The sequence below is a fragment of the Cylindrospermopsis curvispora GIHE-G1 genome, from assembly GCF_014489415.1.
Taxonomy (GTDB): domain Bacteria; phylum Cyanobacteriota; class Cyanobacteriia; order Cyanobacteriales; family Nostocaceae; genus Raphidiopsis; species Raphidiopsis curvispora_A.
Window position 1 is genome coordinate 3,073,590 of the sequence record NZ_CP060822.1, and the last position, 21,696, is coordinate 3,095,285.

Consider the following 21,696-nt stretch of genomic DNA (forward strand, 5'->3'; position numbering starts at 1 on the left):
CTGTTATTTTTTGCCGAAATTTATGACCGGGGCATTAATTCCACAAAATAGCTCAACTCTGGTGTGGAAAGGTGGGGAACCTTAGCCTGATCATCATAAATTCTTAGTTTTACTGCATCTTGAGCTAAAGGTTGGCGAATAAACTCTTCTGCTTCTTGAGGAGCAAAAATGCCTCCTTGCAGTTGTAAACTGCGTTGGGAAGCAGGGGAAAGACCTTGCCAATATTGGGAATCAATGGCACAAAGATAACGTTTAGCCAGAACATGTAATCTAATGGGTTCTGTTACCTCTGGACTAAAAATTTGACCAAGAAAGGGAATGGCCCCATATTCGTGTTTATCATCTACACCCTGTGCAGCAGGATCTTCTCCCAAATTATGAATTAAATGTCCTAAATCGTGGAGTAAACAGGCGGTAATTAACTCCCTAGTTTCACCAGCTTGCAGGGCTAGATGGGCAGTTTGGAGTGCATGTTCTAACTGAGTAACTGGTTCTGCTCCGTACATTTTTGACCCTTTGTGGTCGAATAAATGACAAATTTCGTCAATGGTAAATTTCATGATTTTTTGAGAGGATAGTGGACAACTTCTTTTCCTAATACGTAAACAGATACAATAGAGGAAAGCACAGGTAAATCCGGTGATATTAAGAGGAAATCAGCATCCAGACCGGGGGTAATTTGACCTTTACGATGACCAATTCTAGCTGCTGCTGCTGGTTTACTAGAAACTAATGACCATGCTTGTTCAAAAGACATTAGTCCCTCTTCTGCTATTTTAAAGGGACTATAAAATAATGAAGGATAGTGATAGTCTGAACAAAGACAATCAATTACTTGAGATTTTATACTTGTGACTACACTCATTAAACCAAGGTGAGAACCTCCACGCACTAAATTGGGTGCCCCCATGAGTACGGATGCTCCATGAGCTTGGCACTGGGCGGCTAATTCTACATTGGCGGGAAATTCGGCAATTGCTACCCCCCTTTTTTGACTAAGAGCTACTTTTTCCGGTGTATCATCATCATGGGAAGCTAGGGGAATATTCCGCTCTTGGGCAATTTTGATGAGAGTTTCTATTTGCTCTTCTCCTTGGTGTCTTTTTTCCCTCACTTGCATGACTAGTTGGGTTATTTCCTCTAGAGATAAGGATGTTCTTTGTTTGATACTGTTTAGGTATCTATACCATCTCTTTTCTTCTGGTGTGGATGGTAGGTGGTCGTTTATGGATAAAATATCTATACGACCTGTGTGCAACCATTCACACAGTTCATCATGTCCCAGAACGTTAGCTTCCTCATGTCTAATATGAATCCGGTGATTGCTTTTTAAAAATTCCTTACCTGGGCCTAAAATAAATTCGATGATATGACTAGCTGTTTGGCGACTGCGTAAACCGGGTTCGTAGGAATCGGTAATAGAGCAGTAAAAGGTCGTGATACCCGATGCCAAAAGATTTCGGTCGTTTTCTACCATAGCTATAGACAGGGGAATATTTATTCCAGGCCTGGGACAAATCATTCTTTCGAAAGCATCCCCATGCAGGTCAATAATCCCGGGTAACATTTGTAAACCCTGTCCGTTGACTATCTTAAATCCATGGGGAACCTCACATTGGTTAATACTGGTAAATATCTCATCCTCTATCAAAACTGTGCCCTCTTCTATCCATCCTCTAGAAGTCAGGATTTTCACTCCTTGAATGGCAATTTTGCTGGTTGTCACTGATTCTCCTGCTATTTTTCTAATATGTTTGTTGAAAACCTATTAACTATTAATCAGTTCCGATCTAAGTAGGTGGGTGGAATTAAATATAAGATGAACGTAGGTTGGGTTGAAGTATGAAACCCAACACCCCCATAGGTTACCCTACTGCTAACCCATCCTGTTTAATATCCCGTTGAACTACACAGTTAAAACTCCAACCATGTTGTTCAAATCCTAATGAGTGATAAAACCTATGGGCGTTATGACGTTTTAAGTTGGAAGATAAAGTAACCTTATAACAACCTGCTGCTGCACTCTGTTCCAGAGCAAATCTAACCATTTCTGTGCCAATCCCCTGACCTCTACGGGAGGAGATGACTGTGACTGCATCTAATATGGCAAATCTATGATAACCAGGATGCATCATGGTGGGCACATACAAGAGACTAAATGTCCCCACTGGTTCATGGTCTAACTCCGCAAGGTAAATATGATAGTTGGGAATCTGACTAATTTCTGTGAAAATCTCTTGGACTCGGTGGTCAGCTAGGGGAGCTTTTTGATCCATATCAGCATATAACTGATTTAATATTGACCTGTCCTGAGGATCAGCTAGGCGAATTTGCAGTTTCATGAGTGTTTTGCAGTTCTGGGTAGTCCCATTACGGAATCTTCTGTAAATAGAAAAACATCTATTCCCAGAGGATAGAGCGGATAATTCTGTTCCCAGAATTCCCAAAAAGTGTTAGGAATGCTAGGTGCTATGGTTTTAGGTGATAAATTTCCTGGACCCGTTAAGGTGATGGATTTTCCGCCATTAGAACTTGCTATCTGTATCAGTAGGGTTGTGGATGCTTCTGGTTTTTCCGCTGTTCCTGGATTAAAAACAGATAATTCCGCCATAGAAGCCAAGTCTTGAATTAAGGCAAAGTCCGCTTCCTGTGGGTATGCTGTTAGTTGACACCCAGTGTGAAACAACAACCAATTTCTCACTGAGGAAGAGAATGTGGGTTGTATCCACAGTTTGACATCTAAATCCAATAGGGTGAGACAAGCTGCACCGCAAGCTGGCGTTAACCCCTGAGGGACTTTAATCTGGACATGGATTTTTTCAGGTTTTCCTGGTTGTGCATCAGCACACAACAAAGCCCTAAAGGTTTGCTGAGCATCATGGACAGGGTCAGAAAAGCCAGGTATTTCAGTAAGTATGTTTGACATTCATGACAAGATTGTGCTTTAAACTATTTTTAACTTATCTAGACATCTAGACAAAAAATAAAGTAACAGATTTTTGAGTAAATAGCAATTGGATAGATATAAAATATGAGAGAAATTATTCCTATTTACATTCAGATTGCGGATCAACTGCGGGAAAAGCTTTTACAACGGGTTTTTGATCCAGGGGAACAATTACCTACGGAAACAATTTTAGCACAGCAGTTTAGGGTAAATCGGCATACTATTAGACAGGCTATTGGTTTGTTAAGAAATGAAGGATGGCTAAGGGTAGAGAGGGGGAGAGGAACTTTTGTAGCTGCTAGGACAATTCGCTATTCTATTGGTAAGCGGGTGCGTTATAATCAGACTCTTAAGACCCAGGGTTGGCAGGTTAGGTTTGAGTTATTACGTATTTTAGAGGTGTCAGCCGATCTGGCAATATCTAGGGGGTTGGAAATTAGTTGTGGGGATAAGGTAGCTCTGGTTGAACGTTTAGGTTTTGCCAATGAGGAACCCATTTGTGTATGTAGTGGATATTTTCCCCTGACCAGGTTCCCAGACTTTTTTGAGCCCAGCCATCTTCAGATTTTAGAGACGGAGAAATCCATATCAAGGTTTTTGTATCAGGTGTATGGATGTGACCATATTCGGCGTAGTACAGCTGTTTCTGCTCGGTTAGTGCAACCGCAAGATGCCATTTTGTTGCAATTCTCTGATAATCAACCGATTCTTTTGGCTGAGTCTGTGAATGTGGATGAAGGTGGTAATGTAATTGAATACGGGGTAACTCGATTTCGGGGCGATCGCATGGAGTTATTTTTTGAGAATGATTTAACTCAATGTCATTAAAAAAACGGGATACCTGATACGAGTAGAAATTACTAAACAGTTTCTAGCCCACCTTAATTTGTTACGATTTTGAGCCGTTCTATTGCTTGATCAATTAGGTCTAACCCCTGTTGTACAGTTTCTATAGTGCTTAATTTCCCTCGTAAGTCTGCTGCTCCCATAAAATCTTTCGCATACCAGGTAAGATGTTTACGGGCTTGACGTACCCCGCGATCGCCCTTATATTCCCATAAAGCATACAAATGTTCTCTAGCGCATTCCAGGCGTTGGGTGGGGGTGGGGGAAGGTAATAATTCCCCAGTTTTTAAAAAATGATCTACTTCACCTACTAGAAAAGGGTATCCCAAGGTCCCACGGGAGCACATTACACCATCTGCGCCAGTTTCTGCCAAACATTTGACAGCAGCTGCAACGGAAAAAATATCGCCATTGGCAATCACTGGAATAGAAAGTATTTGTTTAACCTTGGCTATCCATTCCCAACGAGCATTACCATTATAACCCTGGGCACGAGTTCTACCATGGACGGTAATCATTTTTGCTCCCGCATCTTCCATCCTTTTGGCAAACTCTAGAATAGTAATTTCTTTATCACTCCAGCCAATACGGGTTTTCACCGTAACTGGTACATTCACTGATTTTACCACTTCCCTGACAATAGCTTCTGCTACCTCTGGTTGGCGTAATAAAGATGACCCACCACCATTTTTAGTGATTTTATTCACCGGACAGCCCATATTAATATCCACAGTGTCTGCACCCTCTACTACTGCTTTCACTGCTGCTTCTGCTAAAAAATCAGGACGACAATCAAATAACTGAATACTAATAGGGCGCTCATTAGGGTCTACCTCCATAATTTTGGGTAGTTGTTTCACATAATGTAAACCTGTAGCATTAACCATTTCAGTGTACATCATGGAATCCGGTGCATAGCGACGCACCAAGCGACGAAATACTAAATCCGTCACTCCAGACAAGGGGGATTGTAGAACCCGGCTTTTGACCTCAAAGGAGCCGATTTTTAGAGGTTGAGAAAGGCGAGACTTTAAATCAGGAGAAAGCATGGGAGGGATAGGAAATGGGAAGAGCGCATTTGTTAATCTTAGAGTATCTTACCCGAGTATATCAAAACCGGTTGAGAAAACCCCGTCCTTCTAGGACGGCTGTTTTTTGTAAACCTCTTGACATTTGCCCTAGACCAAGTTACACTGGGGGTCGTGCAAAAAAGTAGAGAGAATGCTGAGATTAAATCTAAGCAAACTCAGTAGAGGAGAATTGACATCTCCTGCAAGGCTCAACAGTTTCCAGAGGGTTGACCTGTGACAAAAGCTTTATCTTGGCAAAAACGAGTGGGTAATCAAAGAGACTGGGTGTGGAGAGGTTGGCAAATCCGCTATACTTTTATCCGTCCTGGGGATCACCGGCAAACTGCAACTCCCCTAATCTTGCTACATGGCTTTGGTGCTTCTATTGGTCATTGGCGACATAATTTAGAGGTGTTAGGGAAACACCACACGGTTTATGCTCTGGATATGCTGGGTTTTGGCGCTTCTGAAAAGGTTCCCGCTAACTACAGTGTCAATCTGTGGGTGGAGCAACTTTACGATTTTTGGCAAACTTTTATCCATCAACCCGTAATATTAATAGGTAACTCTCTTGGTTCCCTAGTTACCCTGGTAGCAGCAGCAGTGCATCCCCATATGGTTCAGGGTATAGTGATGATGAGTTTACCCGATCCTAATCTGGAACAGGAGGTTTTACCACCTTTTCTTCATCCCCTGGTCAGAGGAATTAAGAGTATATTCGCCTCTCCCTTGCTGCTCAAACCCCTATTCAATTTCATTCGTCAACCAGCTGTGCTCAGACGTTGGGCTAGTCTTGCCTATGCCCACCCCCAAGCTATCACTGATGAGTTAATGGATATTTTGGCAGGACCACCTCAAGATAGAGGTTCTACCCGTGCTTTTATTGCCCTGTTTAAAGCCTCTATTGGCGCAGAATTTAGTCCCAGGGCTAGGACCATACTACCCAATTTAACCATTCCCATGCTGTTGATTTGGGGGGAAAAGGATAGATTTATCCCACCTAAATTGGCTTCTGAATTTGCTAAGTATAATGATAAGCTGGAAGTGTTATATTTACAGGAGGTGGGTCACTGTCCCCATGATGAGTCACCTGAATTGGTTAATCAGGTGATTTTAGGTTGGATTAGACACAATTGCCCTGAGTAAGTGGGTGGGTGGAATTAAATATAAGATGAACGCCCGCATGGGTTTCGTTCCTCAACCCATCCTACAAACAATTGTGCCTCCCTACTTAATACAAATGTCTTTAATTCGCATCTTCATTAAACAACCGGGCGATAAATTTTTTCTAGTTGCTCTTTTTAGTAATTGCCCGATGGTAACTTGAGATCAGGTGAAAAATGAAAAAGTAACTAAGTTTAAAGCAGTGGGGAGACTAACGTGACTTCTGGATTTGATTACGATTTAGTGATTGTTGGCGCAGGTGTGGGCGGACATGGTGCAGCTTTACATGCTGTCCATTATGGTCTAAAAACAGCCATTATTGAAGCAGGTGATATGGGTGGTACCTGTGTTAACAGAGGTTGCATCCCTTCTAAGGCTTTGTTGGCAGCATCGGGAAAAGTACGCGAATTGCGTGATGCTCACCATCTCCAGTCCCTAGGAATTCAGTTGGGAGGAGTCTCCTTCCAGCGAGAGGCGATCGCCCAACATGCCAATAATCTTGTTAGCAAAATACAAGGGGATTTAACTAATAGTCTCAAGCGTTTGGGTGTAGATATTATTAGGGGTTGGGGAAAGTTAGCTGGGCCACAAAAGGTGAGTGTGGTGACAACTGGAAGTGAAAAAATCATCACTGCCCAAAATATTATTCTTTCTCCCGGTTCAGTTCCCTTTGTCCCTCCTGGAATCGAAATAGATGGCAAAACAGTATTTACCAGTGACCAAGGGGTAAAATTAGAGTCTTTACCTGATTGGATTGCCATTATTGGTAGTGGTTACATTGGGTTGGAATTTGCCGATATTTATACGGCTTTAGGTTCTGAGGTAACAATGATTGAAGCCGTGGATATATTAATGCCAGGATTTGATCGGGATATTGCCAAACTAGCAGAAAGGGTATTAATTACCTCTCGTGATATTGAAACTAAGGTAGGTATTTACGCTAAGAAAATTATTCCCGGTTCCCCGGTTGTAATTGAATTGGCAGACTTCCAAACTAAAGAAGATGTGGAAGTGTTAGAGGTAGATGCCTGCTTGGTAGCTACAGGACGTATCCCTGCCACTAAAAATCTGGGTTTAGAAACCGTGGGTGTGGAACTGGATAAACGGAACTTTATTCCTGTCAATGATGGTATGCACATACTTGCTGGTAGTGAAATTGTTCCTAATCTCTATGCGATTGGTGATGCTAATGGTAAAATGATGTTGGCTCACGCTGCTTCCGCTCAGGGAATTATCGCAGTGGAAAATATCCTCGGTAGAAACAAAAAGGTAGACTACCGCAGCATACCCGCTGCTGCATTTACCCATCCAGAAGTTAGTTATGTGGGTCTCACAGAAACAGCAGCTCAAGAATTAGGTTTGGCTCAAGGTTTTGAAATTGGCACTACTAAAAGCTACTTTAAAGGTAACTCTAAAGCTTTAGCAGAAAACGAAGCAGATGGTATAGCCAAGGTGATTTATCGTCAAGATACCGGTGAAGTATTAGGCGTACACATTTTCGGTGTACACGCTTCCGATCTGATTCATGAAGCATCCTCAGCTGTAGCTTATCGTCACTCTGTCAAAGACCTAGCCTATCTAGTTCATGCCCATCCCACACTTTCAGAAGTTTTGGATGAAGCCTATAAACGAGCGATCGCCATCTAGAATATCCAGCCATAGGGGAGAATCTCCCCTAGGTGTTAAACCCTCTCCTGTGTTAACTTCATGCAAATACGTCGTCGTTCTCCCAGTCCCGCCATAGATGTTTCTATAGTGCGCTACCAAGTCGCTCTAGAGGAGGCATCGCCAAATAACATTTTAGAAGAAATAGTTTGGTCAAAAGAGATAGAAATAGAACAAAGGAGGGACAAGGTACCTTTAAGGGAACTGCAAAAGCAGGTTTTGGTTGCACCTCCAACCCGTGATTTTCTAGCCGCACTGCGCCAAAGTAAAACCAAACCTGCCCTAATAGCAGAGGTCAAAAAAGCATCTCCCAGCAAAGGGGTATTAAGAAAAGACTTTAACCCTGTGGAAATTGCCCAATCCTATGGAGCAGGAGGTGCCAGTTGTCTTTCGGTGTTGACAGATAGCAAATTTTTTCAAGGTAGTTTTGAGAATCTATCATTGATTCGTAGTGTGGTAGATCTGCCATTACTGTGCAAGGAATTCATTATTTATCCCTATCAAATGTACTTGGCCAGGGTCAATGGTGCGGACGCAATTTTATTGATAGCAGCGATTTTAAGTGATCAAGATTTGCAGTATTTCATCAAGATTGCCAAAAGTTTGAAAATGGCCGCATTAATTGAAGTGCACAGTTTAGAAGAGCTAGACAGAGTATTAAAACTAGATGGAGTAAATTTAATTGGTATAAATAATCGTAACCTAGAAGATTTTTCCGTTAACTTGCAGACCACCGGTGAACTACTTAAACAGAGGGGAGGTGAAATCCAAGCAAGAAATATTTTAGTAGTTAGCGAGTCGGGGATACACACACCAGAAGACATCAGTACAGTAGAAAAAGCAGGTGCATCAGCAATACTAGTAGGCGAGTCCCTAGTCAAACAACCAGATCCGGAATTAGCAATTAAGCAACTTTTTGGAAGATAAAGAATTATTTTAGATATAATCAACCAATGATATGATTGGGAACTCGTGGAAAATCAAAAACCTAGTGGTGTTAAGTAGGGAGGCACAATTATTTGTAGGATGAGTCGAGGAACGAGACCCGTGGCGTTGGGTTTCATACTTCAACCCAACCTAGGTTCATCTTATATTTAATTCCACCCACCCACTTAGTGTTATAAACAATTAAGGTAGAAATAATGGAAAACAAATTAATGTTGATGATTCCTGGACCAACTCCAGTACCAGAAGCAGCTTTACTAGCATTAGCCAAACATCCCATTGGTCATCGAACCGGGGAGTTTAGCAGCATGATGGGTGAAGTCACAGAAAACCTCAAATGGTTACATCAGACCACCAACGATGTATTAATGCTCAATGTTAGTGGTACAGGAGCAGTAGAAGCAGGAATTATTAACTTTCTCTCCCCAGGCGATCGCATATTAGTGGGTAATAACGGCAAATTTGGGGAACGTTGGGTAGAAGTAGGAGAAGCATTTGGTTTAAACGTAGAAGTGGTAACCGCTGAGTGGGGAAAACCCCTAGACCCAAGCAAATTTGGGGAAATATTAGCAGCAGACAGCAAAAAGGAAATTAAAGCTGTAGTCATTACCCATAGCGAAACCTCTACAGGAGTAATTAATGATTTAGCAGCTATTAATAGCCATGTAAAAGCACACGGTGAGGCATTAATTATTGTTGATGCCGTTACCAGTTTGGGAGCTTATAATGTAGCAGTAGACGAACTAGGATTAGACATAGTTGCTTCCGGTTCTCAGAAAGGGTATATGATACCACCGGGTTTAGGATTTGTTTCCGTCAGTGCCAAAGCATGGGAAGCATATAAAACTGCCAAATTACCGAAATTCTACTTAGACCTAGGCAAATATCGCAAATCCACAGCCAAGAACACCACACCATTTACCCCACCAGTGAATTTAATTGTAGCATTACATACCACCTTGGGGATGATGAAGAGGGAGGGATTAGAATCAATTTTTGCCCGTCACGAGCGGCAAAAAAATGCTACCCGTGCAGCGATGAAAGCATTGAATTTGCCCCTATTTGCACCGGATGAATGGGCCAGTCCCGCGATTACTGCGGTATCAGTACCCGGGATGGAAGCAGATAAAATTCGCTCTTTGATGAAAAAGCGGTTTGACATCGCTTTAGCGGGTGGACAAGATCATTTGACTAACAAGATTTTTCGTATCGGTCATTTGGGATTCGTGAGCGATCGGGATATTCTTAGTTGTGTTTCGGCCCTGGAGGTGGTTCTTGGGGAGCTGGGTTATGAGAACTTTATTCCTGGTGCTGGTGTTGCTGCTGCGGTGAAGGTATTTACCACTATTTAATATATGTGTACTCCCACCATAGTTACCCCAATTTGGTGGGAGAGTTATTCGCTTAGACGATTAGAAACCTTGGCGATAGCCAATAGCAACCCCGAAGGAATTAAAAGGACCAATGATATCAGTAGTACCTATATAAGGTGTTTGGTAACTGGAAATACTGGAATATTTTAACTCACCAAAGATGTTCGCCTTTCTTGCTATTTCATACTGTAGACCTGCTTTTAACTGGTAAGCAAAAGCAGTTCCATCAAGACTGTAATCACGTCCAGGGAGACACCCACTATCACAAAAGGGTGCATTCAATATTTTACCCCTGATAATACCTAAACCAAGTCCACCACCAACATAGGGGCGGAATTTGGAACCCGTGGGGATATCAAAATAACTATTCAATAGAATAGTAGTTGCACTCATGTTACCAGAGAGTGTTCCCGTTCTGGGAAATCTTGTATTGAGGTCATAATCTAGATTCTTGGCACTCAAAAACTGGTTACCAACTTCTAATTCAGCCCTAAACAGTTGAAATTGATAACCAAATGCTGCATTAAATGAAAATGCACTATTAAAATCCTTGAATTTCGCCCAATTTTGACCGTTCTCCGTTATATTCACATCACTTTGAGAACCAAAACCAACGCTAAGACTACCGTAACCATAATTACTCGCGGGTAAATCCGGATTAACATCGCCACCAGGAAACAAAGGGGTAGTAGAGCTTGGTGTCGGAGCTAATGGTGTGAAACCGTCAGAAGATTGAGCCAACAGGTTAGAGGTGTTGTGATTATCAGTGCTGACTCCCATTAAGTCAGCAGCTTTAGCGGAAACTTCTTCAGCTTTAACCGATGTTGTAAAAGCCAAACTAGCGAGTACTGCAGGAAACCAAAAGAATGAGTGAATTTTCATATTTCAGATAGAGTGCAGGTTTCAACTTAAAGTTAGCAATGGCACCATAATAGGTTATCACATTTTATTTCATCTATCTTTGGATAAATATTTAGTCTCACATATTAAAATAATGTAACCAAGATTACTGCGGTATCAGTACCCGGGATGGAAGCAATTCGCTCTTTGATGGGAAAGCGGTTTGACATCGCTTTAGCGGGTGGACAAGATCATTTGACTAATCAGCTTTTAGCCCTTTTCCTCTATATCTACTCTTTAGCTGGAACTCTGAAGTCCACATATTTCCACTCACCGCTTTCTAGGTATTCAATTTGAAATTCTCCTTTGCTCAACAAACTTATATCGTTGATGTCTATTATCCCATTTTCCTTATTGACTACAACGCAATCTGAACTGTTAGTACAAAAATCCGGTTTGAAAGCAATTTTTCTGACAGGATGATCCCACCATTTTGAAAACTGAGTAATTGTGTTAGTTGTTCTGGTTGTATGTACTACCTTAACTTCATTCCCATTTATTTCTAGCCGTACCCAGTCCGTTGATCTCTTTTGAAATAACCCAGCAATTCCCCAAAAGATTACACTACCAATTGAAATACCAGTGTCTGATAAACGGAGTTTAATAACTCTAGGTGGTATCCCTTGAGATAATTTTAAAGGAGTAGAACCTGTTGTAGGGGATGTTGTCGTAAAACCGGGGTTAGAAGATTGAGCCAACAAATTAGATCGGTTCTGATTATCGGTGCTGACTCCTATTAGGTTAGCAGATTTATTAGAAACTTGTTCAGCTTTAACGGATGCAGTCGAAACCAAACTAGCGAGTATTGCAGGAAACCAGAAGATTGAGTAAATTTTCATATTTTTAGAAGATAGAGTGCAAGTTTTAACTTAGAGTTAGCAGTGACACCATAATTAATTGTAGCATTTTATTTCATCTATCTTTAGATAGATATTTGGTCTCAGATATTAAAATAATGTAACTAATTTGATCAGCTCTAATCTATAACAAAAACAACCTATTAGGTAAATAAATCTTGCGTAAATATATTGAGTTTAGCACTGACATAAATGTTAGTTGATTTGTACTTGCAAAATAAATTACTTTACACACAGCCAGTATTTAGACCTAAAACTACAATTAGCATAGTTATATATCAATTTTTTAGTATATTAAAATACAGTAAATATAAATATATTTTTATAACTACAAGGGGTATAATGTTTACTGAGATGTAAAAAAAGCATCTAAATTAATGATGAAATACTCAGGGAGACAGGGAATTAATTCCCTGTATAAAAGCTCAAGTCGGTTTCCAATTTACTGATTTTCTCTTTAGAAGTTCCACTGCAGCTTAGCGTGCATTTCGATTAAATAAAACTGCTGCATTCTTAAAATCACTAATAGCTCCTTCTTTATCTCCTAAATCACTACGGCTTAATCCTCGGTTGTTGTATGCTTGGGCAAAGTTAGGATTAATTTTGATAGCTTGAGTAAAATCGCTGACTGCTCCCTGTTTATCTCCTAAGCTGTGAAGTGCTAGTCCTCGATTGTTATAGGCTTGAGCAAAGTTAGGAATGATTTTGATAGCCTGAGTAAAATCACTAATGGCTCCCGGTTTATCTCCTAAATCACTACGGCTTAATCCTCGGTTGTTATAGGCTTGAGCAAAGTTAGGAATGATTTTGATAGCCTGAGTAAAATCAGTGATTGCTCCCGGTTTATCTCCTAGGTTGTGACGAGCTAGTCCTCGGTTGTTATAGGCTTGAGCAAAGTTAGGATTAATTGTCACAGCCTGAGTAAAATCACTAATGGCTCCCGGTTTATCTCCCAACTCATCACGGGCAATTCCCCGATTGTTGTAGGCAATGGGATCTCTAGGATTAAGGTTGATAGACTGGGTAAAATCAGTGATTGCTCCTTGTTTATCTCCTGAGTCGCGGCGTGCAAGCCCCCGATTATTATAGGCTTCAGCAAAGTTAGGATTTATTTCAATAACTTTAGTAAAATCACTGATTGCCCCCTGTTTGTCTCCTAAGTCACTGCGGGTCGCCCCCCGGTTGTAATAGGCACGAATATTACCAGGATTGAGCTTAATAACTTGAGTAAAATCATTGATTGCTCCTTGCTTGTTTCCTAACTCGTGGTGCAAAATTCCCCGGTTATAATAAGCTAAAGCATTGTAGGGGTGAAAAGTGAGAAATTGAGTAAAATCACTAATTGCCCCTTGCTTATCTCCTAATTCATTGCGGATTGCTGCTCGGTTATAGTAGGATTTAGCAAAGTTAGGATTAACGTTAATAGCTGCTGTAAAATCATTAATTGCTCCCTGCTTATCTCCTGACTGGTAGCGGTTAACTCCACGATCATTATAAGCAATAGCATAAACAGTAGCATTATTATTTGGATTAGTTGGATTGGTTGGGGTAACTGGTACGGGTGGACTAGGCAAATTGAGATTACTAAGAGAGAGGAATATATTAATGGGAATGCCCGCATTAAACCCAGTTTTCTGTTGAGGAGATCCTGTCTCTTGCTGATCACCCCCATCATCAGTATCTGCTAATCCATGAATACCAATTACCCTCCCATCAATATCAAATACTGGACCACCACTATTTCCGATAAACGTTGTTGCATTATATATGAGTCCGTATCCTCGATCAGAGTCGGGAATAAAGGTAACTACTTTTCCATTAGTGATTGTAAAGGTTCTTTGTTTACCTACTCTGTTAAAAATGGACGGAAACCCTGCCACTAAGACATCCGACTGTATTTTCACGCTATCAGAATTTCCTACTGGTGCAATCTGATAATTTTCCTCAGATTCAAATGTTACTATTGCTAAGTCTGGATCTTGGACATTTACTTGCATACTTTGATGCTTTTTGACAGGGTATTCCCTACCATCATGAGTTCTAATGGTATAAGTAAGATCTGTTCGACAGCGAATTTTTATTGTACCTAGATTCTCACATACAACATGATTCGCCGTGAGTACGGTGTAAGTTTTTCCTTCTTTTTTGATAATTACACCTGATCCGCCAGGGTTAGCATTACTGTTAATTTGAACTGTAGTCTTCCTCGCTATATCCTCAATTCTGCTCGTTGCTTCCGCTGAAGTGGATATAGATGTAAGTATAAGTATTGATATACTTATACAGGTAACAGATAATCTATTTTTGGGTGTTTTATACATTATACTCATATAGGTTTTGTTGATTGACTCAGAATAATCTTGGAAAATTTGCAGCCCCTATAAAAGCTATCATACTACACTATTTTAGTGATTTAGGGCTAATCCCCCTGCTCCCCAGATGTGAGAAATATGCTATTGAATGCGTCATTCCATTGCTATTACTGCGGTATCAGTAATGGCAATGGAATCAGAATCTCTTTTGTATTTAAAAACTACAGACCTTGACGGTAGCCCACACTAAATCCGTAAACATTTGAAGAACCCACTTTGAGTTCCAGGTCATTTTTGTTTGAGGTGTAACCACTCAAACCTAAATATTTAAATTCAGCAAAGACATTACCCTTCTTAACAACTTCATACTGAGCGCCTAGCTTTGCTTGATAGGCAAAGGATGTACCATTATCTACCAATGCTCCAAGTCCCAGTGGTTCCAAACTAATAAAACCGAAACCCACTCCCGCACCAATGTAGGGACGAAATTTGGAACTGCCAAGATGATAATAGGCATTAACTAGAGCCGTTGTTACATTCATATTGTAGTCTCTACTCTCTTTGACAGTAGGTATCTGTGGTACTGTTGTTACTCGACGACTTCCTCCATCTCCGACACCGAAATCTCGAGCGTCTGTTAATGCGTTAGTGAGCTGATCCCGACCACTCGGAACTACCGTATCAATTGCAAGCTGATTGCTAAGCTGAGTCTGAGTTAGTCCGACCCGTACTCCTCCTCCTGGTAATTGGAAGGTGGCAGGTGTAATACTATCTCCATTATTACCCGCAGTTGCTGAAAACTTTCCAGGTACTTGACTAACAGAATCGATTCCAAAAGTGCTACTACCAATTTCGAGTTCAGCACGGAACCTATCCCATTGATAGCCACCAACTATGTTCCACTGGTTACCAGAATAGAAGCTGATGTTATTTTCAATTTGATTTGGTACATTAGCAGCTTGCAGAATCGCGGGTGAAGTAACCCTTGGAGAGTTATCTGCACCTGTTCGAGTACTAGGATTAGTTACAAATGTCTCATCTGTGAACTTACCAGTAAGATTAATCTTACTAGGGAAAACATGACCCACACTTCCACCGAGATAGAAATAATTACTAGCAGGCAATTGGGAGTTATCGCCACCAGTATACAAAGGAGCAGAACCTGTGGTAGGAGATGTGGTCGTAAAACCGGGGGTAGAAGATTGAGCCAACAAATTAGACGGGTCCTGATTATCAGTGTTCACACCCATTAAGTCAGCAGCTTTATTGGAAACTTCTTCAGCTTTAACCGATGTGGTGAAAGCCAAACTAGCGAGTACCGCAGGAAACCAGAAGAATGAGTAAATTTTCATATTTCAGATAGAGTGTAATTTTTACTTGGAGTAAGTAAACAAACCATAATTAATTGTAATATTTTATTTCATCTATCTTTAGATAGATATTTGGTGTCAGATATTAAAATGATGTAACTAAATTTGAGGAAGACACGGAATGAATTCCCTGTCTGAGAGCTGCAAGTCAGTTTCCAACCTATTAATTTTCTCTTTATAGTTTCCAGTACAGCTTAGTCTGCAATTAGATTAAATTAATCTATACTTTGATGTATTACAGGTAATTAGTGCTGGGTGTGTGGTGCGATCGCCCTTCTCATGCGATCGCATCCCTTCGATTAGGATTAATTGGGCTCAAAAACCATAATAAATGTAGGTTGGATTGAGAAAGGAAACCCAACATCTGTAGGTGTTAGACCTAGTGAACATTCCGGTAGATTTGTTAATATCTGGATAGAAATTTCCTTTCAGCTTTTAGCCCTTTTCCTCTATATCCACTCTTTAGCTGGAACTCTGAAGTCCACATATTTCCACTCACCGCTTTCTAGGTATTCAATTTTAAATTCTCCTTTGCTCAACAAACTTATATCGTTGATGTCTATTATCCCATTTTCCTTATTGACTACAACGCAATCTGAACTGTTAGTACAAGAATCCGGTTTGAAAGCAATTTTTCTGACAGGATGATCCCACCATTTTGAAAACTGAGTAATTGTGTTAGTTGTTCTGGTTGTATGTACTACCTTAACTTCATTCCCATTTATTTCTAGCCGTACCCAGTCCGTTGATCTCTTTTGAAATAACCCAGCAATTCCCCAAAAGATTACACTACCAATTGAAATACCAGTGTCTGATAAACGGAGTTTAATAACTCTAGGTGGTATCCCTTGAGATAATTTTAAAGGAGCAGAACCTGTGGTAGGGGATGTTGTCGTAAAACCGGGGGTAGAAGATTGAGCCAACAAATTAGACGGGTCCTGATTATCAGTGTTCACACCCATTAAGTCAGCAGCTTTAGCGGGAACCTCTTCAGCTTTAACCGATGTGGTGAAAGCCAAACTAGCGAGTACCGCAGGAAACCAGAAGAATGAGTAAATTTTCATATTTCAGATAGAGTGTAATTTTTACTTGGAGTAAGTAAACAAACCATAATTAATTGTAATATTTTATTTCATCTATCTTTAGATAGATATTTGGTGTCAGATATTAAAATGATGTAACTAAATTTGAGGAAGACACGGAATGAATTCCCTGTCTGAGAGCTGCAAGTCAGTTTCCAACCTATTAATTTTCTCTTTATAGTTTCCAGTACAGCTTAGTCTGCAATTAGATTAAATTAATCTATACCTTGATGTATTACAGGTAATTGTTGCTGGGTGTGTGGTGCGATCGCCCTTCTCATGCGATCGCATCCCTTCGATTGGGATTAATTGGGCTCAAAAACCATAATAAATGTAGGTTGGATTGAGAAAGGAAACCCAACATCTGTAGGTGTTAGACCTAATTGATCAAGCAATAGAACGGCTCAAAATCGTAACAAATTAAGGTGCGTAGTTTGGATTGGGAAAAATGTATGGAATAGATAAATTTTGAATAAATGATCGGTGGTTCAATGTAATATAGCTAGATGATTGTCCTAGCTACATAACTCCCAATGGTAAAAAATAACTACTCAAAATCCGCACGGGAGATTTTTAATATCTCCAGGTGGGCGATTAAATTTTCATGGCTGACAGTATGCTTCTGGATTGGGGTAACAGCAGCAGGCCTGTTAGCTTTTAGTTCCCTAAAATACGCACTTTTCCCAGATATTACTTTCCCTGTGGTTGTGGTAAATGCTCAAGCACCAATCACCTCAGCTATAGAAACAGAAGAAAAGTTAACTAAACCAATAGAAGCAAGTTTAAAATCCATACCGGGAATTGATAATATTCGTTCTTCCACATATCCAGGACAAAGTGCTATTAGCCTTTTATTTGCCGTTGGCACAAATTTAGAAGCTTCTACTCAAAAAACTACAAGTGTACTCAAGGGCGTAAAACTACCAGCAGGAACAAGTTATAAAATTATTCCCTTAAATCTAAATGAGTCCTCAGTGGTAAGTTATGCCATTGAAAGTGAATCTAAAAACCTAGATGACTTGCACCAATTGGCAAAAGCAAAAATTATACCGACAATTGAAAAACTAGCGGGGGTACTCAAGGTTTCACTATTAGGTACTGCACCAAAATCCGCTTTACCCAACACCAGCAGCTTAATTCCAGATAATGGAAATTTAATCAGATTTAATGGCAAAGATGTATTAGCATTTCAGGTGGTAAAACGTGGAGATGCCAATACCTTAGAAGTGGTGGATAAAGTCAACCAAGAAGTGAACAAGCTACGTTCTAGTCTCAAAAATGTCACATTCACCCTAGCAGCTACTCAAGCAGATTATATTCGTGAAGCTACCCAATCAACTATAAATGCGTTAATAGAAGCTATCATCCTAGCAGTTGTGGTCATTTTCCCCTTTTTATGGAGTTGGCGAGCTACTTTAATTTCTGCTTTAGCAATTCCCATATCTTTATTAGCCACATTAATTGTGATGGCCTATTTTGGCTTTAATTTAGAAACAATTACCTTGTTAGCTTTAGCTTTAATCATTGGTAGTGTGATTGACGATGCTATTATTGATGTAGAAAATATACTACGTCACATTCAAAATGGTCAAAGTCCAAAAGAAGCAGCACACTCAGCTACTGATGAAATCGGTCTAACAGTAGTAGCAGCAACTGCTACAGCCATAGCTGTTTTCTTACCCATTGGTTTAATGGGGGGTGTGGTTGGACAATTTTTCAAACCCTTCGGAATTACTGTTTCTGCAGCTTATATTGCTTCTACATTGGTAGCGCGTACTCTCTCACCAGTATTATCCATTTACTGGCTCAAACCACCTAAAAAAAGTTACTCCCTGGGAAGAATGAGAGGTAAAAAACAGGGTTTATTATCAAGTTTGACAAATATGGGGGGCTATGTTAATCAATCCTATGCCAATTTACTGTACTGGTCTCTCAATCACAGGAAAATCGTCATCCTATTGGCCATAGTCAGTTTTGTTGCTGGTCTTGCTATTATCCCGTTTATTCCCAAAGGTTTTATACCCAAGTTAGACCGAGGTGAGTTTAATATTAGCTATACTGCACCACTACCAAAAATCCCTGATTTGTCAGCATTACAACAGTTAAGAACTGATCAGGATCCTACCCAACTCCTAATTTCCCCTCCTAATCCGCTTCAAGATTCCCTAACGGTGGCAAAAAAACTGGAAGCAGTTGTCAGAAAATACCCGGATGTAGAAACAGTATTTACTACGGTTGGTTCCCGTGGAGGTGAGCCAAATAAGGGCAATCTTTATGTGAAATTAAAAAAAGACCGCCAGCTGAAAACTGCCCAACTACAGGATCAATTACGACAAACTTTACCCAAACTTCCTGGTGTGACTACTAGTGTGGAAGATATTCAATTTGTAGATACTGGAGGAGATAAACCATTACAAGTAGCACTGCGGGGCGATGATTTAGCAACTTTAAGTTCAGTATCTAAAAAGATTAAAGAACGTATTATTAACTTACCTGGATTTGCTGATGTGACGGTGACGGGAGATGGCAATGCCACAAACCAGGTTTTGCAGGTGGAACGACTTAATCAGCAGCGAGTGGTCTATATCAGCGCTAACCTGGGTGGCAATTTAACTCTTGGTGATGCTACTGATAGAATTGTGATGGAAGCTAAGTCTCTTTTACCTACTGGTGTAACCCTAGATTTAGGGGGAGACTCTGCTAGACAAAATGAGGTGGTGGGTAGTTTCCTGTCAACTTTGATATTATCAGCTTTGTGTATTATTCTGGTGTTGGTTTTATTGTTCAAAAGTTGGGTAGATCCTCTGGTTATTGGTGCTTCCTTACCTTTGGCAGTGGTAGGAGCTATGTTGGCCTTATTGTTCACTAAGAGTGATTTTGGTATGATCTCTCTGATTGGATTTGTGTTCTTGCTAGGACAGGCAAATAAAAATGCTATTTTGTTGGTAGATTATATCAACCAACTACGTCGAGCAGGGATGGAACGGACAGAAGCTATTCTGGAAGCAGGTCCTGTTAGACTCAGACCAATTATGATTACTACCTTCTCCACTATTTTGGGCATGTCACCTATTGCTTTGGGCTTTGGCGCAGGATCTGAGTTACGCTCCCCTATGGCAATCGCGATCGCGGGAGGTTTGGTTACTTCCACTATTCTCAGTCTAGTGGTTGTACCAGTTGTTTATGCCATTTTAGATGATTGGTTTCCCAGGAAGAGTATGAATTGACCTACCACAAAGATATGACTGATATTCTAATTCTTTCTAATGGACCGGGAGAAGTAACAACTTGGGTACGTCCTGTGGTCATAGCTCTCAGAGAACAGTTGGGCAATGATATTTCTCAGGTGAGAATTTCTGTGATTTTATCACCGTGTCCCCATGGTACTGGTGAGGAAGCTAGGATCGCTAAATCCTATCCACAGGTCAACAGAGTTCAAGCTCCTGAATACTTCTGGCAGTTTTTATTCATGGGCAAAACTGCGGAAAATTGGGATTGGCGTAAAAAAGGTGTGGTGATATTTCTGGGGGGAGATCAAGTTTTCCCTGTGATTGTTGGCAGAAAATTGGGATACAAAACCCTAGTTTATGCGGAATGGGAAGCTAGATGGCATAATTTAATTGACTGTTTTGCCGTTATGAACTCCCAGGTAATAAAAAATGTTCCACCCAAGCACATTCATAAGTTTCATGTTGTGGGTGACCTGATGTTAGAAGCTGCTAATAAGGATTATGCAACTTCACAATCCCCTAGTTTAGAAGTTGGAAGACATTTGGTTGGACTTTTACCCGGATCCAAACCTGCTAAGTTGACTCAGGGTGTGCCCCTAGAATTAGCTATAGCCGAATATATTTATGCTAAAAGACCCCATACCAAGTTTTTTATACCCGTAGCACCCACTCTAGATTTACTGACCTTGGCCAGTTTTGCCAATCCTCAAAAAAATAAGTTTGCCCAATCCTTTGGTTTTCAAGGTGCATACTTAAAGGATAATTATCTAGAAACTTCTGGGGGGTTGATGGTAGAATTGACTCAGGAAAACCCCGCTTATCACCTGTTATCTTCCTGTGCTATTTGTCTGACTACGGTGGGAGCAAACACTGCTGAACTGGGAGCTTTAGGTGTACCAATGATTGTGTTATTACCCACCCAACAATTAGATGCTATGCGCTCTTGGGATGGTCTACCGGGACTGCTGGCAAATTTACCCTTTGTGGGTTCCAGTTTGGCAAAATTGATTAATTGGTGGTTCCTCCGAAATAAGGGTTTACTGGCCTGGCCTAATATTTGGGCGGGGCGAGAAATTGTCCCGGAATTGGTTGGTAACTTGGCACCTCACGCGGTGGGAGAAATGGTTTTAGACCTGTTAGAAAATCCTCTCAAATTGGCTCAAATGAAACACCAATTACTAACAACTAGGGGTGAAAGTGGCGCTGCGAAACGTTTGGCCCAGCTGGTAGGGACTTTGTTATCTGCTTGATATTTGATCATATCTGTTTCTGATTTGTTGTATGTCTTGCCACATTAACCACTTGGGGGACCCTTGCTCTTTGGAAGGGTTACGCAATAGATAGGAAGGATGAAAAATGGGCATACATAAGCGTCCTTCCCATTCTAACCACTGCCCGCGAATTTTCGTAATTGGCAGCTTGCTACCTGTAACCCCTTTTACAGCAGTAGCACCTGTTAATAAAATGATTTTTGGATCAATCAGGCGGATTTGTTCTAATAGGTACGGTCTACAAGCATCACTTTCCTCTGAAGTAGGAACTCGGTTTTCCGGTGGACGACATTTGACAATGTTGCATATATACACATCCTGCTCTGTGGTCAAATTCACGGATGCCAGGATTTTATCTAACAACTGTCCAGATTTACCCACAAATGGCAAGCCAGTTTCATCTTCATGTTGTCCTGGTGCTTCGCCAATAATCATGATTTTAGCTTGTGGGTTTCCCCTTCCTACCACTGCATGAGTGCGATTTTTACCCAGTCCACACCGATGACAATTTTCACAGTGGAGTGTTAACTCGTTCACATTTACATAGGTTCCCACGGGAACGGGAATTTTGGCATCAGTGGGAATCAGCCCCTTTTGGTCAAGGACTGATTCGTTAAATAGACTTAGTTGGGTGTCGCTGTTCATGAAGATGGCTTTCAACTGT

18 protein-coding genes are annotated in these 21,696 nt (G+C 40.7%); 7 read left to right on the top strand and 11 right to left on the bottom strand.

Annotation, left to right across the window (positions count from 1 at the left end):
• Window positions 1-20: 20 nt before the first annotated feature.
• The 4 genes from IAR63_RS13760 to phnH form a co-directional block, all read right to left on the bottom strand.
• Window positions 21-560 (bottom strand): phosphonate degradation HD-domain oxygenase, encoded by a 540-nt coding sequence (locus IAR63_RS13760; protein ID WP_167379309.1) that lies wholly within the window; start codon window positions 558-560, stop codon window positions 21-23.
• Entirely contained in the window at window positions 557-1,726 is a 1,170-nt protein-coding gene (locus tag IAR63_RS13765; RefSeq protein ID WP_235678278.1) for an alpha-D-ribose 1-methylphosphonate 5-triphosphate diphosphatase, read from the bottom strand. The genes IAR63_RS13760 and IAR63_RS13765 overlap by 4 nt, the downstream gene beginning before the upstream one ends.
• A 139-nt stretch (window positions 1,727-1,865) precedes the next feature.
• Complete coding sequence (locus IAR63_RS13770) at window positions 1,866-2,342, bottom strand: GNAT family N-acetyltransferase (protein ID WP_187705654.1); 477 nt, start codon at window positions 2,340-2,342, stop codon at window positions 1,866-1,868.
• Window positions 2,339-2,926 (bottom strand): phosphonate C-P lyase system protein PhnH, encoded by a 588-nt coding sequence (gene phnH, locus IAR63_RS13775; RefSeq protein WP_187705655.1) that lies wholly within the window; start codon window positions 2,924-2,926, stop codon window positions 2,339-2,341. Before phnH ends, IAR63_RS13770 begins: the two co-directional genes overlap by 4 nt.
• 105 nt (window positions 2,927-3,031) lie before the next feature.
• On the opposite strand from phnH, the gene phnF reads away from it, so the two are divergent.
• On the top strand, window positions 3,032-3,775 hold the full coding sequence (gene phnF / locus IAR63_RS13780; protein ID WP_187705656.1) for a phosphonate metabolism transcriptional regulator PhnF: 744 nt from the start codon (window positions 3,032-3,034) through the stop codon (window positions 3,773-3,775).
• A gap of 53 nt (window positions 3,776-3,828) precedes the next feature.
• Here phnF and dusB read toward each other — a convergent pair whose 3' ends face one another.
• Window positions 3,829-4,842 (bottom strand): tRNA dihydrouridine synthase DusB, encoded by a 1,014-nt coding sequence (dusB, locus tag IAR63_RS13785; protein WP_187705657.1) that lies wholly within the window; start codon window positions 4,840-4,842, stop codon window positions 3,829-3,831.
• Window positions 4,843-5,097: 255 nt separating this feature from the next.
• Here dusB and IAR63_RS13790 point away from each other — a divergent pair, with 255 nt between their 5' ends.
• The 4 genes from IAR63_RS13790 to IAR63_RS13805 all read left to right on the top strand — a co-directional run bounded on the left by IAR63_RS13790 (window position 5,098) and on the right by IAR63_RS13805 (window position 9,989).
• A complete protein-coding gene (locus IAR63_RS13790; protein WP_187705658.1) occupies window positions 5,098-6,009 on the top strand; it encodes an alpha/beta fold hydrolase in 912 nt (303 codons plus the stop codon).
• 234 nt (window positions 6,010-6,243) lie between these two features.
• Window positions 6,244-7,674: a dihydrolipoyl dehydrogenase gene (gene lpdA / locus IAR63_RS13795; protein WP_187705659.1), complete on the top strand. Its 1,431-nt coding sequence runs from the start codon at window positions 6,244-6,246 to the stop codon at window positions 7,672-7,674.
• Between the two features lie 60 nt (window positions 7,675-7,734).
• Window positions 7,735-8,619, top strand: a complete 885-nt coding sequence (trpC, locus tag IAR63_RS13800) for an indole-3-glycerol phosphate synthase TrpC (RefSeq protein ID WP_187705660.1) — start codon at window positions 7,735-7,737, stop codon at window positions 8,617-8,619.
• A gap of 215 nt (window positions 8,620-8,834) precedes the next feature.
• Window positions 8,835-9,989 (top strand): pyridoxal-phosphate-dependent aminotransferase family protein, encoded by a 1,155-nt coding sequence (locus tag IAR63_RS13805; RefSeq protein ID WP_187705661.1) that lies wholly within the window; start codon window positions 8,835-8,837, stop codon window positions 9,987-9,989.
• 60 nt (window positions 9,990-10,049) lie between these two features.
• Here the strand turns inward: IAR63_RS13805 and IAR63_RS13810 are convergent, their stop codons facing one another.
• The 5 genes from IAR63_RS13810 to IAR63_RS13830 form a co-directional block, all read right to left on the bottom strand.
• The gene (locus tag IAR63_RS13810) at window positions 10,050-10,892 is read right to left on the bottom strand and encodes an outer membrane protein (protein ID WP_187705662.1); all 843 of its coding nucleotides are present in this window, start codon (window positions 10,890-10,892) and stop codon (window positions 10,050-10,052) included.
• A 248-nt stretch (window positions 10,893-11,140) separates the two neighbouring features.
• Window positions 11,141-11,749: a hypothetical protein gene (locus IAR63_RS13815; protein ID WP_235678279.1), complete on the bottom strand. Its 609-nt coding sequence runs from the start codon at window positions 11,747-11,749 to the stop codon at window positions 11,141-11,143.
• A 494-nt stretch (window positions 11,750-12,243) separates the two neighbouring features.
• Window positions 12,244-14,097 (bottom strand): tetratricopeptide repeat-containing S1 family peptidase, encoded by a 1,854-nt coding sequence (locus IAR63_RS13820; RefSeq protein WP_235678280.1) that lies wholly within the window; start codon window positions 14,095-14,097, stop codon window positions 12,244-12,246.
• A 203-nt stretch (window positions 14,098-14,300) separates the two neighbouring features.
• Window positions 14,301-15,431, bottom strand: coding sequence for a P44/Msp2 family outer membrane protein (locus IAR63_RS13825; RefSeq protein WP_187705663.1), 1,131 nt, complete (start codon window positions 15,429-15,431; stop codon window positions 14,301-14,303).
• Window positions 15,432-15,898: 467 nt separating this feature from the next.
• Window positions 15,899-16,513, bottom strand: coding sequence for a hypothetical protein (locus IAR63_RS13830; RefSeq protein WP_235678281.1), 615 nt, complete (start codon window positions 16,511-16,513; stop codon window positions 15,899-15,901).
• Window positions 16,514-17,064: 551 nt separating this feature from the next.
• On the opposite strand from IAR63_RS13830, the gene IAR63_RS13840 reads away from it, so the two are divergent.
• Window positions 17,065-19,758: an efflux RND transporter permease subunit gene (locus IAR63_RS13840; protein ID WP_187705664.1), complete on the top strand. Its 2,694-nt coding sequence runs from the start codon at window positions 17,065-17,067 to the stop codon at window positions 19,756-19,758.
• A gap of 14 nt (window positions 19,759-19,772) precedes the next feature.
• Complete coding sequence (locus IAR63_RS13845; protein WP_187705665.1) at window positions 19,773-21,011, top strand: glycosyltransferase family protein; 1,239 nt, start codon at window positions 19,773-19,775, stop codon at window positions 21,009-21,011.
• On the opposite strand, the gene IAR63_RS13850 is transcribed toward IAR63_RS13845, so the two are convergent.
• Entirely contained in the window at window positions 21,000-21,677 is a 678-nt protein-coding gene (locus IAR63_RS13850; RefSeq protein WP_057178992.1) for a uracil-DNA glycosylase, read from the bottom strand. The genes IAR63_RS13845 and IAR63_RS13850 overlap by 12 nt on opposite strands.
• Window positions 21,678-21,696: the final 19 nt, after the last annotated feature.

Coding starts and splice junctions, on each gene's coding strand:
- IAR63_RS13840 (WP_187705664.1), top strand. CDS start 17,065: ATGGTAAAAAATAACTACTCAAAATCCGCACGGGAGATTTTTAATATC.
- IAR63_RS13815 (WP_235678279.1), bottom strand. CDS start 11,749: ATGAAAATTTACTCAATCTTCTGGTTTCCTGCAATACTCGCTAGTTTG.
- IAR63_RS13805 (WP_187705661.1), top strand. CDS start 8,835: ATGGAAAACAAATTAATGTTGATGATTCCTGGACCAACTCCAGTACCA.
- phnH (WP_187705655.1), bottom strand. CDS start 2,926: ATGTCAAACATACTTACTGAAATACCTGGCTTTTCTGACCCTGTCCAT.
- IAR63_RS13760 (WP_167379309.1), bottom strand. CDS start 560: ATGAAATTTACCATTGACGAAATTTGTCATTTATTCGACCACAAAGGG.
- IAR63_RS13845 (WP_187705665.1), top strand. CDS start 19,773: ATGACTGATATTCTAATTCTTTCTAATGGACCGGGAGAAGTAACAACT.
- IAR63_RS13830 (WP_235678281.1), bottom strand. CDS start 16,513: ATGAAAATTTACTCATTCTTCTGGTTTCCTGCGGTACTCGCTAGTTTG.
- IAR63_RS13820 (WP_235678280.1), bottom strand. CDS start 14,097: ATGAGTATAATGTATAAAACACCCAAAAATAGATTATCTGTTACCTGT.
- IAR63_RS13770 (WP_187705654.1), bottom strand. CDS start 2,342: ATGAAACTGCAAATTCGCCTAGCTGATCCTCAGGACAGGTCAATATTA.
- IAR63_RS13850 (WP_057178992.1), bottom strand. CDS start 21,677: ATGAACAGCGACACCCAACTAAGTCTATTTAACGAATCAGTCCTTGAC.
- dusB (WP_187705657.1), bottom strand. CDS start 4,842: ATGCTTTCTCCTGATTTAAAGTCTCGCCTTTCTCAACCTCTAAAAATC.
- IAR63_RS13810 (WP_187705662.1), bottom strand. CDS start 10,892: ATGAAAATTCACTCATTCTTTTGGTTTCCTGCAGTACTCGCTAGTTTG.
- IAR63_RS13825 (WP_187705663.1), bottom strand. CDS start 15,431: ATGAAAATTTACTCATTCTTCTGGTTTCCTGCGGTACTCGCTAGTTTG.
- phnF (WP_187705656.1), top strand. CDS start 3,032: ATGAGAGAAATTATTCCTATTTACATTCAGATTGCGGATCAACTGCGG.
- trpC (WP_187705660.1), top strand. CDS start 7,735: ATGCAAATACGTCGTCGTTCTCCCAGTCCCGCCATAGATGTTTCTATA.